Raw genomic sequence first — 16450 nt, 5'->3', positions numbered from 1 at the left:
GTGTCGGTCACCCTTCCCTTAGCGCGCGGTGGACGTGTAGGGCAGCAGCGCCATCTCACGGCTGTTCTTGACGGCCGTGGCGACGTCACGCTGGTGCTGCGTGCAGTTGCCGGTCACGCGGCGGGCACGGATCTTGCCGCGGTCGGAAATGAACTTCCGCAGCATGTTCGTGTCCTTGTAGTCCACGTACGTGACCTTGTCCTTGCAGAATGCGCAGACCTTCTTCTTCGGCTTGCGCACAGGCGGCTTCGCCATGGTGTTTCTCCTGTGTGATCAAGAAGTTGGGGTACGCCCCACCCTCGGCCCGAGGGCCTAGAAGGGGGGCTCGTCCGAGTAGCCGCCACCGCCGCCGGAGCCGGAACCGCCGCCCCAGCCGCCGCCACCCTGGTTGCCACCGGCGGGAGCGCCGGTCGCCCACGGGTCGTCGGCCGGAGCGCCGCCGCCCTGCTGGCCGCCACCGGGGCCACCGCCCCAGCCGCCGCCACCCTGGCCGCCGCCACCGCCGCCGCCGCCGTAACCACCCTGGCCCCCGCGCGCGCCGCCGGCGGTCTTGGTGACCTTGGCGGTGGCACTGCGCAGGCTCGCGCCGACCTCGTCGACGTCCAGTTCGTAGACCGTGCGCTTGACGCCCTCACGGTCCTCGTAGGACCGCTGCTTCAGCCGGCCCTGCACGATGACGCGCATGCCTCGCTGGAGCGACTCGGCGACGTTCTCCGCCGCCTGACGCCAGACCGAGCAGGTCAGGAACAGGCTTTCGCCGTCCTTCCACTCGTTCGTCTGGCGGTCGAAGGTGCGGGGAGTGGACGCGACGCGGAACTTCGCGACCGCCGCACCGGACGGGGTGAAGCGCAGCTCGGGGTCGTCGACAAGATTGCCGATGACCGTGATGACGGTCTCGCCTGCCATGGGGGAACCTCTCGGCGGGTTTGCTGCTGGCTGCTTGCTGCTACTCGAAACCCGAGATCAGCTGAGCGGGAGGCTCAGTGGGTCTCGGGACGGAGGACCTTGGTCCGGAGGACCGACTCGTTCAGGTTCATCTGGCGGTCGAGCTCCTTCACGACCGCAGGCTCGGCCTGCAGGTCGATGACCGAGTAGATGCCCTCGGGCTTCTTCTTGATCTCGTACGCGAGACGACGACGGCCCCAGGTGTCGACCTTCTCCACCTTGCCGCCGCCATCACGGACGACGGACAGGAAGTTCTCGATCAGCGGGGAGACAGAGCGCTCCTCGAGATCGGGGTCGAGGATGACCATCACCTCGTAGTGACGCATGTGGAACCCACCTCCTTCGGACTCAGCGGCCACGGTCGTTCCGTGGCAGGAGGGTTGTGATGCGTGCGCAACGGTATCGGCCCCCACTGACAATCGAGGGCTCCGCCGGGTATCCCGCGGAATGACCTGGGCATGCCTGGGCAGACACCGGTGCAGACGGTACAGACTACCTGCACACCGGCTTCCGGTTGAAATCCGGCGGTGAGGCCCGTCAGTCTGTACACATCGGGTGTGTACGGCGCTACGATGCGCCGCCTTCCGCAGGAGGTGCCCATGGCACAGGCATTGCGACCCAACACCGCCGGATCTCTGTTCGCCACGGACGGCAAGCGCCATCCGCTCCAGGACTCGTTGATGGCCACCACGCTGGCCCTGGGGCTGACGTCCTTCATCACCTGCTTCATCGACGGCCTGCATCTGCTCACCTCATGGACCGGCCTGCTGGGCCTGCTCATCGGCGCGTTCGGACAGTGGGTCTCGGTGACCACACGGGAACGCTTCGGACTGATCCTGGGTCTCGGTGCCTCGGGAATCGGATTCCTGATCGGCATGGCACACGGCGGACTGTTCGGCGGCCTCATCGGCTGACGCACGCGGCACCCCCGCCCGAACCCTTTTCGAACAGCGCGCTTCGTCCCGGCCGCCCCGAGGCCGGGACGAAGGTGCCGTACGCCCAGTCGGGGCGCGCACACGGGGCAGTAGGCTTCGGCGCGAGAGCCGGAGCCCCTGACCCCATGGGGACACACCAGCCCGAGGAGCGCCCCGACATGAGCCTGACCCTGAGGACCATCAGCCGCGAGCAACACCTGGCCTACATCCAGAGCCTGCCGTCGGCGAGTCACATGCAGGTCCCGGCCTGGGCCGACGTGAAGGCTGAGTGGCGTTCGGAGAACCTCGGCTGGTTCGACGAGCGCACGGGCGAGATGGTCGGCGCGGGTCTGGTGCTCTACCGCCAGCTGCCCAAGATCAAGCGCTACCTCGCCTACCTCCCCGAGGGACCGGTCATCAACTGGTTCGCGCCGAACCTGGACGACTGGATCCAGCCGATGCTGGCGCACCTGAAGCAGCAGGGCGCGTTCTCCGTCAAGATGGGCCCGCCGGTGATCATCCGCCGCTGGAACGCGGAGACGATCAAGAGGGGCATCCAGAGCCCGGACGTGAAGCGGCTGCGCGACATGGAGGCCGACTTCATCGAGCCGCGCGCGTTCGAGGTCGCCGACAAGCTGCGTCGCATGGGCTGGCAGCAGGGCGAGGACGGCGGTGCCGGCTTCGGTGACGTGCAGCCCCGCTACGTCTTCCAGGTGCCGCTCGCGAACCGCTCCCTGGAAGAGGTCCACAAGAACTTCAACCAGCTGTGGCGCCGCAACATCAAGAAGGCGGAGAAGGCCGGCGTCGAGGTCGTCCAGGGCGGCTACCAGGACCTGCCGGAGTGGCAGCGGCTGTACGAGATCACCGCCGTCCGCGACCACTTCCGGCCGCGCCCGCTGTCCTACTTCCAGCGCATGTGGACGGCCCTCAACACCGAGGACCCCAACCGCATGCGGCTGTACTTCGCCCGGCACAACGGGGTGAACCTGTCGGCGGCCACCATGCTGATCGTCGGCGGGCACGTCTGGTACTCCTACGGCGCCTCCGACAACATCGGCCGTGAGGTCCGGCCGTCGAACGCCATGCAGTGGCGCATGCTGCGCGACGCCTACGCGCTCGGCGCCACCGCCTACGACCTGCGCGGCATCTCCGACTCGCTGGACGAGACCGACCACCTCTTCGGCCTGATCCAGTTCAAGGTCGGCACCGGCGGGCAGGCCGCCGAGTACCTCGGCGAGTGGGACTTCCCGCTGAACAAGCTGCTCCACAAGGCGCTCGACATCTACATGTCGCGCCGCTGAGCGCCCGGCGTTTGATTCCATAGGCTCCACAGCCTCCACACCTCTGACACACCGCAGCGACGAGAAAGGTTCCGGTCCGGCCATGGCGCTCACGCTCTACGTCGACACCGCGCGCTGGCGGGCGCATCACAAGCACGTGCAGGAGCAGTTCCCCGGTCTCGTGCCGGTCTGCAAGGGCAACGGCTACGGCTTCGGACACGAACGGCTCGCCGAGGAGGCCACGCGCCTGGGCGCGGACGTCCTCGCCGTCGGGACGACCTACGAGGCCGCGCGCATCAAGGACTGGTTCGGCGGCGACCTCCTGGTGCTGACGCCGTACCGTCGCGGCGAGGAGCCCGTGCCACTGCCCGACCGGGTCATCCGTTCCGTGTCGTCCATCGACGGCGTCTACGGCCTCGTGGGTGCCCGTGTGGTCATCGAGGTGATGTCCTCGATGAAGCGGCACGGCATCAGCGAGCAGGACCTGCCGCAGCTGCACGCCGCCATAGAGAACGTCCGGCTGGAGGGCTTCGCCATCCACCTGCCACTGGACCGCACCGACGGCTCGGACGCCGTCGAGGAGGTCATCGGCTGGATGGACCGGCTCCGCGCCGCCCGGCTGCCGCTGCACACCATGTTCGTCAGCCACCTCAAGGCCGACGAACTGGCCCGGCTCCAGCAGCAGTTCCCGCAGACCCGGTTCCGGGCCCGGATCGGCACCCGGCTGTGGCTCGGTGACCACGAGGCCACCGAGTACCACGGAGCCGTCCTGGACGTCACCCGCGTGGCCAAGGGCGACCGGTTCGGCTACCGCCAGCAGAAGGCGGCCTCGGACGGCTTCCTCGTGGTCGTGGCGGGCGGTACGTCGCACGGTGTGGGCCTGGAGGCGCCGAAGGCGCTGCACGGCGTCATGCCGCGCGCCAAGGGCGTCGCACGGGCTGGGCTCGCCACGGTCAACCGGAACCTTTCTCCGTTCGTCTGGGGCGGCAAGCAGCGCTGGTTCGCGGAGCCGCCGCACATGCAGGTGTCGATCCTCTTCGTTCCCTCGGACGCCCCCGAGCCGAAGGTCGGGGACGAGCTGGTGGCCCATCTGCGGCACACCACCACGCAGTTCGACCGGCTCATGGACCGCTGACCCGGCCGGAGGCGCAGCGAAGGCCGTACACGGAGCTCCGTGTACGGCCTTCCGCATGGCGGGCCGACGCCCTGTTCGCTCAGAGCGAACCCTCCCGGTCGGACAGCACTTCCGCCCTGCCCCAGTCCACCTGGGGCCCCTCGAAGGGGGCGGCGTGCCGCGGCGGACGGGCGGCCGCCCCGAACACGAAGCGGTCCTTCGCGCCGTCGAGCACCCCGCCCGAGGGGTCGTCGTCACCGGACCGGCGCACCGTGTCCCGCTCCGGCATCAGGATGTCCCGTACGACCACGACGCACAGGTACAGCGTCCCGAGCAGGTGCAGCAGGATCGCCCAGTGGTAGCCGTGCGTCGGCAGGCCCTTGTGGGCATCCCCGCTGGTCGTGTACGCGAGGTACATCCAGATGCCCAGGAAGTACGCGACCTCGCAGGCCTGCCAGATCAGGAAGTCCCGCCACCTGGGCCGGGCGAGCACCACGAGCGGCACGAGCCACAGGACGTACTGCGGTGAGTACACCTTGTTGGTGAGGATGAACGCCGCCACGATCAGGAAGGCCAGCTGGGCGAAGCGCGGCCGGCGCGGAGCGGTGAGCGTCAGGGCCGTGATGCCGAGGAAGCACAGGACCACCAGGATCGTCGCCACCGTGTTCACGAACGTGGTGGTGGGCGGGCTGGTGGTGTTCTGCGACCAGATCAGCCAGAAGGACCCGAAGTCCACTCCGCGTTCCTGGCTGAACGTGTAGAACTTCGACCACCCGTCGAAGGCGAAGTACATCACCGGCAGGTTGACGACGACCCAGGCGACCACCGCGCCGCCCGCGGCCTGGAAGAACTCCCGCCATTTGCCGGCGCGCCAGCACAGCACGAGCAGCGGGCCCAGCAGCAGCACCGGGTAGAGCTTGGCGGCCGTGGCGAGTCCCAGGAGGACGCCGAAGGCCAGGGCGCGTCCCCGCGACCACATCAGCATCGCCGCGGCGGTCAGGGCCACAGCGAAAAGGTCCCAGTTGATCGTGGCGGTCAGCGCGAAGGCCGGCGCCAGGGCGACCATCAGGCCGTCCCAGGGGCGTCGCCGCTGGGTGCGGGTCACACAGACCGCGATCACGGCCGTGCACGCCATCAGCATTCCGGCGTTGACGAACCAGTACCACTGCTCCTGGTGCTGGAGGGTGCCGCTGTGCGGTGTCAGCCAGGAGGCCACCTCCATGAACACACCGGTCAGCACCGGGTATTCGAGGTAGTCCATGTCGCCGGGGAGCTTGTCGAAGTAGGGCACGAGGTGGGCGGCGAAACCACGGCCGTCGTAGAGGTGGGGGATGTCCGAGTAGCAGGCATGCGTGTACTGCGAGCTGGCGCCGAAGAACCAGGCGCTGTGGTAGCAAGGCGCCTTCTGGACGAGACCGAGGGCGAACATGCCGATCGCCACCAGCGCGATCACCCGGACCGGAGTCCGCCAGGACGTCCCGAGCAGGGCCCACCGCCCGATGGGACCGCCGATCAGTTCGCTCCCGGCCGCGGCGACCTCGTCCTCCCGGGTCGGCCGCACCGGCTCCGCGTCGACGGGCCGCCCGGGGCCGGGCTCGCTGCTGCTCGCCGGCGTCATCTCTGCACTGGCCATGGGGCACATCCTGCCGTACGTCTCGGGGAATACGCCGAGGGCCGCCGCACCTCGAGGGTGCGGCGGCCCATGTTTCACGTGAAACAGCCCTGGCGGTCCATGGCGGCGTCAGCGGGTCCGGACCGTTCCGTCAGCCGGTCGGGCCCGCGAAGATGCCTCCGTTGCCATTGCCTCTGGTGTTGCCGTTCCCTGTGGTCTCCGTGGCAGTGGGTGACGGACTGGTCCCACCGTCCGTGCCACCCGGCCCGGTGCCGCCGTTGCCGTTGCAGTTGTTGCCCCAGCCGAACTGGCAGGTGTCGGACGGCGTCGGGGTCGGGGACGGCCCCGTGTCGCTGGGCGTCGGGCTCGGCGTGTTGCTCTGCGTTTCGCTCGGCGTGGGTGTCGGCGAGGGCGTGGGACTCGGAGACAGAGCGCCCGGCTCGTTCTGCGGCTCGCCGATCTTGGTGGCCTCCGGGAAGCCGGTGTCGGAGGCGCCCTTCAGCGCGTCCTTCATGTACTCGGTCCAGACCAGCGTCGGAATGTCACCACCGTGGATGGAAGGTACGCCGGCCGTTCCGTTCATGGACATCAGCCCGGGCTTCTTGGGGTTCTCCCGGAACATCGTCACCGCTGTGGACAGCTGCGGGGTGTAGCCGACGAACCAGGCCGACTTGTTGTCGTCGGTGGTGCCGGTCTTGCCCGCCGCCGTACGCCCCAAAGCCTGTGCTTTGGTCGCCGTACCGTTCTGGATGACGTTCTCCAGGACGTCCGTCACGTTGTTGGCGATGTTCGCGTCCATCGCCTGCTTGACCTTCGGCTTGCTGAAGCCCTGCAGTTCCTCACCGTTGTGCTTGACGGCGGTCACCGAATAGGGGTCCACCTGCTTGCCGGAGGCGGCGAACGTGCCGTACGCGTCCGCCATGCTGATCGCGCTGGGCGTGGAGGTACCGATGGCGAACGACGGGTTGAGGTCCTTCGCCATGCTCTTCGCGGGGATGCCGGCCGATTCCGCGACGTCGCGGACGTGTGTCATCCCCACGTCGACGCCCAACTGCACGAACGGCGAGTTGATGGACTGCTCCATCGCCTTGCGCAGGGTGATGTAGCCCCAGTCCTTGGTCCCCTCGTTCTTCTGCCGGAAGACCGTGTTGTCCTTGTTCAGGAAGTAACTGCCGTCCTGTTTCTTGATCTTGATCAGGTCGTTGCCGTTGTATTTGCTCAGCGGCGAGACGGGGACACCGGGGTCCCGGTAGGTGCCGTACTCCATGGCCGCGGCCAGGACGAACGGCTTCCATGTCGAACCGACGGGCACGCCCTGGCTATCGGCGTTGTTGGTGAAGTGGCCGTTCTCGTAACCGGGGCCACCGTAGAGCGCGACGATCGCGCCGTCGTTGGGCTTCACCGACGCGGCGCCGAACTGCACGTACGTGTCGTGCGGGTCCGTCTGGGGGTGCAGGCGCGTCTTCTGGATCTTCTTCACGGACGCGCTCAGGGCGTTGACCTTCTTCTTGTCGAAGGTCGTGTAGATCTGGTAGCCGCCCCGGTCGAACTGCGTCCGCGTGATGTCGGAGTGGTCCAGCACGTACTTCTTGGCCGTGTCGACCAGGTAGCTGATCTGCCCCGTCATGCCCTTGGTCGCCTTGCGGCCCTTGGTCGTGGGGTAGTGGCTGATGGCCGTCTGGTACTGGGCGTCCGTGAGGTGCCCGTCCTTGTGCATCTCGCCGAGGATCCAGGACCAGCGGTCGTGCGAGCGCTTGAGGTTGGCCTCCCGCGTCGCGTTCTTGTCGAAGTCCGGGTTGCCGGCCGGGTCGTAGTACGTCGGTCCCTTCAGCAGGGACGCGAGGAGCGCGCACTCGGTCGGCTTGAGGTCGACCGCGTCCTTGCCGAAGTAGGTCCGCGCGGCGGCCTGGATGCCGTAGGCGCCCCGTCCGTAGTACGAGGTGTTGAGGTAGCCCTGCAGGATCTGCGGCTTCTTGAGCTTCGTGCCCACCTTGACCGAGATGAACAGTTCCTTGAACTTACGGGTGACCGTCTGGTCCTGGCTGAGGTAGGTGTTCTTGACGAACTGCTGGGTGATCGTCGAACCACCCTGCGTCTGGCCACCGCGCGCCATGTTGGCCAGGGCTCGCGCGATACCCATGGGGTCGACGCCCGAGTCCTGGTAGAAGCTCTTGTTCTCGGCCGAGATCACCGCGTTCTGCATGGCCTGCGGGATCTTGTCGATGGTGATGTTCTGGCGGTTCACGCCGGTGCCGGTGGCCACCATCTGACTGCCGTCGGCCCAGTAGTAGACGTTGTTCTGCGACTCCGCGGCGACGTTCTCACTGGGGATCCGCACCATCGCGAAGCCGATGCCGACCAGCGCGACCAGGCATCCGAGGAAGCCGATGGACAGCCCGGAGACGAGCTTCCAGGACGGCACCCAGCGGCGCCAGCCGTACTTCCCCGCACGGGGATAGTCGATGAGCCGCTTCTTGCCGGGTGCCGTCGTCGCACGGCCCCTGCCGCGGCTGGGGCCGGCCGGTCCGCCCGCGCCGCCGCGCCGGCCCGGACCGGGGATGTCCGCGCCTCTGCGCCGCCCGCCTCTCTGCGCCGCCCGGCGGGCCTCGGCACGGCCGCCGTAGGGACGCTCCGCACCCCCCGCCCCGGGAGAACCGGACCCAGTGGATCCGTAGGAGTCGGCGGGAGACCCGGTGGCGCCTCGCGGTGCCGCCCGGCGGCCGGAGGACGGGCCGGACTGGCCGCGTCTGGCCGCGGCCCGTCCGCCTTCCTGCGACTGCGGCGGTTTGCGACGGTGCTCGCTCATCGAACGATTACTCCTCGGGCAGGCGCACCCGTGCGCGCCTGGAAACGGCGGCTGGTTTCCGGTCCCCCCGAAGTACGGATGCGGTCGGTTCGGCATTCACCCGTACTGCACCGGGGACAACGACGTCCCCATGCGTCGCGTGGTTCCCGGTGGTGTGCATGCCGCACAGACTACGCACCGTCAAAACCCTCCGAGCTCCGAAGTTCACCCCAAAACAGGCAACTTGCCTCCTGCGAATCGGTGATGTGATCCCGTTCACCGTCTTCCCACTTGTCGCACGGGGAAGGTCGTTCTATCGTCGTGATGTATCGAGTCGATACATCAGTGCGAGATAAAGACGCTGCGGACCGAGAGGAGGCGTTCATGAGCCGGCGTTCCGGCATCCTGGAGTTCGCCGTACTCGGCCTGCTGCGCGAGTCCCCGATGCACGGCTATGAGCTGCGCAAACGACTCAACACCTCACTGGGTGTGTTCCGGGCGTTCAGCTACGGAACGCTGTACCCCTGCCTCAAGACGCTCGTCCTCAACGGCTGGTTGATCGAGGAACCGGGCAGCACCCATGAGGAAGCCCTCGCCGCTCCCCTCGCCGGACGCCGCGCGAAGATCGTGTACCGATTGACGGCAGAAGGTAAGGAGCACTTCGAGGAGTTGCTTTCGCAGACCGGTCCGGACGCGTATGAGGACGAACATTTCGCCGCACGTTTCGCCTTTTTCGGGCAGACGTCGCGTGATGTGCGCATGCGCGTGCTGGAGGGCCGGCGCAGCCGCCTGGAGGAGCGCCTGGAGAAGATGCGCGCCTCCCTGGTGCGCACGCGGGAGCGCCTCGACGACTACACGCTTGAGCTCCAGCGCCACGGAATGGAGTCCGTGGAGCGCGAAGTGCGCTGGCTGAACGAGCTCATCGAGAGCGAGCGGGCCGGGCGGGACCTGAGAGGTTCCGCGTCCGGGGGGTCCGCTCAGCAGGACACCACCAATGGATCGACGGACGGCCTGCCCCGGCCCGGGACGACCTCCCGGCCGGATACGTCCGACGACACCGCCATGTGAGACCCGCAGGGCCTCACTCGTACACACAGGGAGCAACCGGAATGGGTTCGGTTCGCGTAGCCATCGTCGGCGTGGGCAACTGCGCCGCGTCGCTGGTGCAGGGCGTCGAGTACTACAAGGACGCCGACCCGGCGTCGAAGGTCCCCGGCCTGATGCACGTGCAGTTCGGCGACTACCACGTGCGTGACGTCGAGTTCGTTGCCGCGTTCGACGTCGACGCCAAGAAGGTCGGCCTCGACCTCGCGGACGCGATCGGCGCCTCCGAGAACAACACCATCAAGATCTGCGACGTGCCCAACACCGGCGTCACCGTCCAGCGCGGCCACACCCTCGACGGCCTCGGCAAGTACTACCGCCAGACCATCGAGGAGTCCGAGGCCCAGCCGGTCGACGTTGTCCAGATCCTGAAGGACAAGCAGGTCGACGTCCTGGTCTGCTACCTGCCGGTCGGCTCCGAGGACGCGGCGAAGTTCTACGCCCAGTGCGCCATCGACGCCAAGGTCGCCTTCGTCAACGCCCTCCCGGTCTTCATCGCCGGCACCAAGGAGTGGGCGGACAAGTTCACCGAGGCGGGCGTCCCGATCGTCGGTGACGACATCAAGTCCCAGGTCGGCGCCACCATCACGCACCGCGTCATGGCGAAGCTGTTCGAGGACCGGGGTGTCATCCTGGACCGCACGATGCAGCTGAACGTCGGCGGCAACATGGACTTCAAGAACATGCTCGAACGCGAGCGCCTGGAGTCCAAGAAGATCTCCAAGACCCAGGCCGTCACCTCCCAGATCCCGGACCGGGACCTCGGCGAGAAGAACGTCCACATCGGCCCGTCCGACTACGTGGCCTGGCTGGACGACCGCAAGTGGGCCTACGTCCGCCTCGAGGGCCGTGCCTTCGGTGACGTCCCGCTGAACCTGGAGTACAAGCTGGAGGTCTGGGACTCCCCGAACTCCGCCGGTGTCATCATCGACGCGCTGCGCGCCGCGAAGATCGCCAAGGACCGCGGCATCGGCGGCCCGATCCTGTCGGCGTCCTCGTACTTCATGAAGTCCCCGCCGGTCCAGTACTTCGACGACGAGGCCCGCGAGAACGTCGAGAAGTTCATCCGCGGCGACGTCGAGCGCTAGAAAGACAGGGCGCGCGGCGCGCGTCCGTCCAGAACGCTCCTGCCAGGGCGGTGAGGGTCCCCGGGTCCATGACCCGGGGACCCACGGCATGTGTGAGGCTGTGCCCCATGTCCGTCGTCCGTGACCTGCGCGTCCTGCTGCGCCTGCGGGACTTCCGGCGTCTGCTGTACGTCCGTCTCCTCTCGCAGGGTGCCGACGGCGTCTACCAGGTCGCGCTCGCCGCCTACGTCGTCTTCTCCCCGGAGAAGCAGACCTCGGCCGCCGCGATCGCCTCGGCGATGGCAGTCCTGCTGCTGCCCTACTCGCTGATCGGGCCTTTCGCCGGTGTGCTGCTGGACCGCTGGCGGCGCCGTCAGGTCTTCGTCTTCGGGAACCTGCTGCGCGCCCTGCTGGCCGCGGTCACCGCGGTTCTGATGGCCGGCCAGGTACCCGACTGGCTCTTCTACGTCTCCGCGCTGTGTGTCACGGCCGTCAACCGGTTCGTCCTCGCCGGACTGTCCGCCGCGCTGCCGCGTGTGGTCGACACCGGCCGTCTGGTGCTGGCCAACTCCCTTTCCCCCACGGCCGGAACGCTTGCCGCGACCGCGGGCGGGGGCCTCGCCTTCGGCGTACGACTCGTGACGTCGCACTCCGATGCCGCGGTGGTCCTGCTCGGCGCCTTCCTCTACCTGTGCGCGAGCCTCACCTCACTGACTCTGGCCCCAACTCTTCTCGGTCCTGACCGCACGCCAGCCCGGCCGCACCTGCGGACCGCGGTCGCCGACACGGCACGCGACCTTCTCGCCGCCGTCCGGCACCTCGCCGCACCGAGACGCAGGGAGGCGGCCTGGGCGCTGGCCGCGATGACCCTCATGCGCTTCTGCTACGGCGCACTCCTCGTCCTGCTGCTGATGCTGTGCCGGTACGCCCTCTCCACCACCCCCGACGAGGGCCTCAGGCTGCTGGGACTGGCGCTCGCGGTGTCCGGTGCGGGCTTCTTCGCGGCGGCCGTCGTGACCCCGTGGGCGGCGGGGCGCCTGGGCCCCTGGCGCTGGATCGCGGTGTGCGCCGGTGTGGCCACGGTGCTGGTGCCGGCTCTGGGGCTCTTCTTCGCCACCGGCCCGCTGCTGGTGGCCGCCTTCGTTCTGGGTCTGATCACCCAGGGCGCCAAGATCGCCACGGACACGGTCGTCCAGGCCGCCGTGGAGGACGGGTTCCGCGGCCGGATCTTCTCCGTGTACGACGTGCTCTTCAACGTCGCCTTCGTCGGCGCGGCGGGGGTGGCTGCCCTGATGCTCCCGCCGGACGGGCGCTCGGCGGTCCTGGTGATCCTGGTCGCCGTGATCTACGGCGCAGTCGCAGCGGGAATGACCTGCTTCGAGCAGCGGCGAGGCCGAGAAGAAGGGCGATGTTTCACGTGAAACATCGCCCCTCATGCGGTACTCCGGCTCACCCCCGGTCATGTTTCACGTGAAACATGACTCAGCTCCGACTCAGCTCTGTTCGGCCCACCACTCCTTGAGCGCGGCCACCGCGGCGTCGTACTCCATGGGCCCGTTCTCCAGGCGCAGCTCCAGCATGTGCTTGTACGCCTTGCCGACAGCCGGCCCGGGGCCGACGCCGAGGATCTCCATGATCTGGTTGCCGTCGAGATCCGGGCGGATCGCGTCCAGCTCCTCCTGCTCCTGGAGCTGGCCGATGCGCTCCTCCAGCCCGTCGTAGGCCCGGGAGAGCGTGGCCGCCTTGCGCTTGTTGCGCGTTGTGCAGTCCGAGCGCGTGAGCTTGTGCAGGCGCCCGAGAAGCGGACCGGCGTCACGGACGTAGCGGCGCACCGCCGAATCCGTCCACTCGCCGGTGCCGTAGCCGTGGAAGCGCAGATGGAGTTCGACCAGCCGGGAGACGTCCTTGACCAGCTCGTTGGAGTACTTCAGAGCCGTCATGCGCTTCTTGGTCATCTTCGCGCCGACCACCTCGTGGTGGTGGAACGAGACCCTGCCGTCCTTCTCGAAGCGGCGCGTGCGGGGCTTGCCGATGTCGTGCAGCAGCGCGGCCAGCCGCAGGGCGAGGTCGGGACCGTCCTGCTCCAGGGCGATCGCCTGCTCCAGAACGATCAGTGTGTGCTCGTACACGTCCTTGTGCCGGTGATGCTCGTCGCTCTCCAGGCGCAGGGCCGGCAGCTCGGGCAGCACATGACCGGCGAGGCCGGTGTCGACCAGCAGCGTCAGTCCCTCGCGCGGGTGAGCGGAGAGGATCAGCTTGTTCAGCTCGTCCCGGACTCGCTCGGCGGAGACGATCTCGATCCGTCCCGCCATCTCCCGCATGGCGGTGACGACCTCCGGGGCGACCGTGAAGTCCAGCTGGGCGGCGAACCGGGCGGCCCTCATCATCCGCAGCGGGTCGTCCGAGAACGACTCCTCGGGCGTACCCGGAGTGCGCAGCACCCGTGCCGCGAGATCCTCCAGGCCACCGTGCGGGTCGATGAACTCCTTCTCGGGAAGGGCCACGGCCATCGCGTTGACCGTGAAGTCCCGGCGAACCAGATCCTCCTCGATGGAGTCGCCGTACGACACCTCGGGCTTGCGCGAGGTCCGGTCGTAGGCCTCCGACCGGTAGGTGGTGACCTCGATCTGGAAGCGCCGGTCGGCGTCTTCGACGCGGGCGTCCTTCTGCGCGCCGACCGTGCCGAAGGCGATCCCGACCTCCCAGACGGCGTCCGCCCAGGGGCGCATGATCTTCAGTACGTCCTCGGGGCGGGCGTCGGTGGTGAAGTCCAGATCATTGCCGAGCCGGCCGAGCAGTGCGTCCCGGACCGACCCGCCCACCAGGGCGAGGGAGAACCCGGCCTCCTGGAAGCGGCGGGCGAGGTCGTCGGCGACGGGGGCCACCCGTAGCAGCTCGCTCACTGCGCGCTGCTGCGCCTGGCTGAGGGCGGAAGGAGTGTCATCGTTGGCGTTCGGCACAACAGAAGAGGGTACGTGCCCCGGGCGGCCGTAGGCTCCCTCATAAAGAGGGGACGGACAGGTCTGCCGATACCGGTACAGGGGCCACCCTCGGGGCGCAGATCCACTCTCAGCCTTATACGGGACATAGCGGACGGGATGCCGCTGTCCGCCGATCTTGTGGAGCAGACCGCGGCACTTCCCCTCAGCGCGCATCGTTACCATGCGTGGACGCACATTCCGACGACCACTGACGACGACGAGGGACGGGCGAGCGCGTGGCCGAGGCGGCAGACTTCCAGGGGACCAGTGCCTCACCTGCCCGCCGCTGGCTGCGGCGCACCGGAGCACTGCTCGCGGGGGCGCCCCTGCTGGCCGGACTCCTTCAGCTGCCCGCGGCGACGCCCGCCCAGGCCGCCTCGTCCGACCCGGTGACCGTGTCCCTGGACACACTCAGCCCCGGCGCCCCCGGCGACGGCGACACGCTGACCGTGTCGGGAACGGTGACCAACAACGGCAAGCAGCCCGTCACCCAGGCCCATGTCGATCTGAGGGTGGGCCCTCAGTTGAACACCCGCTCCTCGATCGACAACACCGCCCGGCACTCCGACGACCTCCAGCTGGGCGCCGGCGCCGAGGTGGGCGGAAAGTACGTCGAGAAGTTCACCAAGCTGGCCCCCCATGTCGCGCAGCCCTTCAGCATCTCGGTGCCGGTGGACAAGCTCGACCTCAGCGCGGACGGCGTCTACCAGCTGGGGGTCTCCCTCTCGGGCCAGACGGCCGCACAGCCCTGGGAGCAGATGCTGGGGATTCAGCGGACGTTCCTGCCGTGGCAGCCGTCCGACGCCGACACGAAGACGAAGACGACGTTCCTGTGGCCCCTGATCTCCGACGTCCACATGACCGCCAAGACGGGCGCCGGTGAGCTGCAGACGCCGGTCTTCCTCAACGACGACCTGGCCAAGGAGATCGCCCCGGGGGGCAGGCTCGCCCAGATGCTCCAGCTCGGCAAGGACCTGGACGTCACCTGGGTGGTCGATCCGGATCTGCTGGCGTCCGTGGACGCCATGGCGAAGGGCTACAAGATCCGCGGCCCGGGCGACACCACCACCACGGGCACGCACCAGGCGGTGGCCAAGCAGTGGCTCGCCGGCCTGCAGAAGGCCGTGACGGGCAAGGAGGTCGTCGCGCTGCCCTTCGCCGACCCGGACCTCGCCTCCCTCGCCCACAACGGCACCAGCGTCACCGGCTCGCTGAGCCACCTCAAGGACGCCACCGACGTGGCCGCGCTCACCGTGAAGACGGTGCTGCACGTCACGCCGAGCACGGACTTCGCCTGGCCCGTGGCAGGCGCCGTCGACCCGTCGATCATCAAGGTGGCCACCTCCGCGGGCGCGGACAACGTGATCGCGCGCAGCGACAGCCTCCAGGAGACCGCCGGGCTGTCCTACACGCCGTCCGCCGCCCGCCCGATCGGCGGCGGCACGACGGCGGTGGTCGCCGACTCGCGGCTGTCCACGGCCTTCGAGGGCGATCTCACCAAGGCGCAGTCGGCGACGCTGGCCGTCCAGCAGTTCCTGGCACAGAGCCTGGAAGTCACCGCGCAGACGGACGACCAGCGCAACATCGTCATCGCTCCGCAGCGCATGCCCTCGCCGAGCCAGGCCCAGACGATGGCGACGGCCCTGCGGGCCCTCCAGGGCGGCACCTGGTCCCAGTCGCAGGACCTCACCGCCGCGGCCAAAGCCAAGCCCGACCCCAACGCGACCACGCGCATCCCCTCGTCGTCCTCCTATCCCTCCGCGCTGCGCAGGAAGGAGCTGCCGAAGGAGGCCTTCCAGCAGATCGCGCGCACCCAGGACAAGCTGGCGAACTTCCAGGCCATCCTGGAGAACCAGTCCCGCGTGGTCACCCCGTTCGGACGGGCCATAAACCGTGAGATGTCCACGTCGTGGCGGGGCCGGAGCACCGAGGCACAGGGCTTCCGGACCGGCGTGGAGAACTGGCTCGACGATCTCGCCGACCAGGTCAAGCTGATCGACAAGTCCGAGACGAAGCTCTCCGGCCGCAGCGCCACCATCCCGGTCACCGTCCAGAACAACCTCGTGCAGCCCGTCGGCCACCTCGTGCTGCGGCTCACCTCGACGATGCCGACCCGCCTGAAGATCGGCGGCCAGGCCTACTACGAGCAGCCCGTCGAGGTCTCCGGCGGCCACAGCCAGTCCGTGAAGTTCAGCACGTCGGCCAACGCCAACGGCAGGGTCGCGGTCGTCGCCCAGCTCTACACCGAGGACGGCCAGAAGTACGGCGACCCCGTCAGCTTCGACGTCAAGGTCACCGAGGTCACGCCGACGGTGATGCTGGTCATCGGCGGCGGCGTGCTGCTTCTGGTGCTCGCCGGCTTCCGGATGTACACCCAGCGCAAGCGCGCGGCGGCCCGCCGGGCCGGCGGCGACGGCCCGGATACGGCGGGCGGGGACGACACCGACGGGCCCGGGAACCCCGACGGGCCGGCGGACCGTCTCCCAGAGGAGTCCGATGCAGGCGCCGGGGCAGACGACCCGGAGCAGCCGAGTGACCCTGCGCCGGACACCGCACCGGAAAGCGCCGACCCGTCCGGGACGGGTGAGAGAGTGGACCGTTGAGCGATGTCGTGGCCGGTGCGGCCCGGGACGATGAGGTGGGGTAGG

Annotated in this window: 13 protein-coding genes; 7 read left to right on the top strand and 6 right to left on the bottom strand. The window is 68.6% G+C overall.

All coding sequences use genetic code 11. The features are described from left to right. Positions 1-18: 18 nt before the first annotated feature. From rpsR to rpsF, 3 genes are all read right to left on the bottom strand, one after another. On the bottom strand, positions 19-255 hold the full coding sequence (gene rpsR, locus DBP14_RS17015) for a 30S ribosomal protein S18 (RefSeq protein WP_003949403.1): 237 nt from the start codon (positions 253-255) through the stop codon (positions 19-21). A 57-nt stretch (positions 256-312) separates the two neighbouring features. Beyond that, the gene (locus tag DBP14_RS17010) at positions 313-906 is read right to left on the bottom strand and encodes a single-stranded DNA-binding protein (RefSeq protein WP_129308048.1); all 594 of its coding nucleotides are present in this window, start codon (positions 904-906) and stop codon (positions 313-315) included. A gap of 74 nt (positions 907-980) precedes the next feature. Then, entirely contained in the window at positions 981-1271 is a 291-nt protein-coding gene (rpsF, locus tag DBP14_RS17005) for a 30S ribosomal protein S6 (protein ID WP_009189556.1), read from the bottom strand. Between the two features lie 273 nt (positions 1272-1544). On the opposite strand from rpsF, the gene DBP14_RS17000 reads away from it, so the two are divergent. The 3 genes from DBP14_RS17000 (at position 1545) to DBP14_RS16990 (ending at position 4274) form a co-directional block, all read left to right on the top strand. Further along, positions 1545-1859 (top strand): hypothetical protein, encoded by a 315-nt coding sequence (locus DBP14_RS17000; RefSeq protein WP_129308047.1) that lies wholly within the window; start codon positions 1545-1547, stop codon positions 1857-1859. A 179-nt stretch (positions 1860-2038) separates the two neighbouring features. Continuing rightward, positions 2039-3160, top strand: coding sequence for a peptidoglycan bridge formation glycyltransferase FemX (femX, locus tag DBP14_RS16995; protein WP_129308046.1), 1122 nt, complete (start codon positions 2039-2041; stop codon positions 3158-3160). A gap of 82 nt (positions 3161-3242) precedes the next feature. Then, positions 3243-4274, top strand: a complete 1032-nt coding sequence (locus tag DBP14_RS16990; protein WP_129308045.1) for an alanine racemase — start codon at positions 3243-3245, stop codon at positions 4272-4274. A 79-nt stretch (positions 4275-4353) separates the two neighbouring features. On the opposite strand, the gene DBP14_RS16985 is transcribed toward DBP14_RS16990, so the two are convergent. Together DBP14_RS16985 and DBP14_RS16980 are read right to left on the bottom strand one after the other, a co-directional pair. Continuing rightward, positions 4354-5886, bottom strand: a complete 1533-nt coding sequence (locus DBP14_RS16985; RefSeq protein WP_206739283.1) for a glycosyltransferase 87 family protein — start codon at positions 5884-5886, stop codon at positions 4354-4356. Positions 5887-6016: 130 nt separating this feature from the next. Beyond that, positions 6017-8671, bottom strand: a complete 2655-nt coding sequence (locus DBP14_RS16980) for a transglycosylase domain-containing protein (RefSeq protein ID WP_206739282.1) — start codon at positions 8669-8671, stop codon at positions 6017-6019. Positions 8672-9034: 363 nt separating this feature from the next. Here DBP14_RS16980 and DBP14_RS16975 point away from each other — a divergent pair, with 363 nt between their 5' ends. From DBP14_RS16975 to DBP14_RS16965, 3 genes are all read left to right on the top strand, one after another. Further along, positions 9035-9718, top strand: coding sequence for a PadR family transcriptional regulator (locus DBP14_RS16975; protein WP_129308042.1), 684 nt, complete (start codon positions 9035-9037; stop codon positions 9716-9718). A gap of 41 nt (positions 9719-9759) precedes the next feature. Further along, positions 9760-10842 (top strand): inositol-3-phosphate synthase, encoded by a 1083-nt coding sequence (locus tag DBP14_RS16970; RefSeq protein WP_129308041.1) that lies wholly within the window; start codon positions 9760-9762, stop codon positions 10840-10842. Between the two features lie 107 nt (positions 10843-10949). Further along, complete coding sequence (locus DBP14_RS16965; RefSeq protein WP_129308040.1) at positions 10950-12242, top strand: MFS transporter; 1293 nt, start codon at positions 10950-10952, stop codon at positions 12240-12242. Positions 12243-12314: 72 nt separating this feature from the next. Here the strand turns inward: DBP14_RS16965 and DBP14_RS16960 are convergent, their stop codons facing one another. Further along, positions 12315-13781 (bottom strand): CCA tRNA nucleotidyltransferase, encoded by a 1467-nt coding sequence (locus DBP14_RS16960; protein WP_129308039.1) that lies wholly within the window; start codon positions 13779-13781, stop codon positions 12315-12317. Between the two features lie 257 nt (positions 13782-14038). On the opposite strand from DBP14_RS16960, the gene DBP14_RS16955 reads away from it, so the two are divergent. Further along, complete coding sequence (locus DBP14_RS16955; RefSeq protein WP_129308038.1) at positions 14039-16405, top strand: DUF6049 family protein; 2367 nt, start codon at positions 14039-14041, stop codon at positions 16403-16405. The last annotated feature ends 45 nt before the right edge of the window (positions 16406-16450 follow it).

Origin of the sequence: Streptomyces sp. L2, from assembly GCF_004124325.1 — a bacterium.
Lineage (GTDB): Bacteria > Actinomycetota > Actinomycetes > Streptomycetales > Streptomycetaceae > Streptomyces.
Note: the sequence above shows the minus strand (reverse complement) of the source record. Positions and strands in the feature narration are given on the sequence as shown.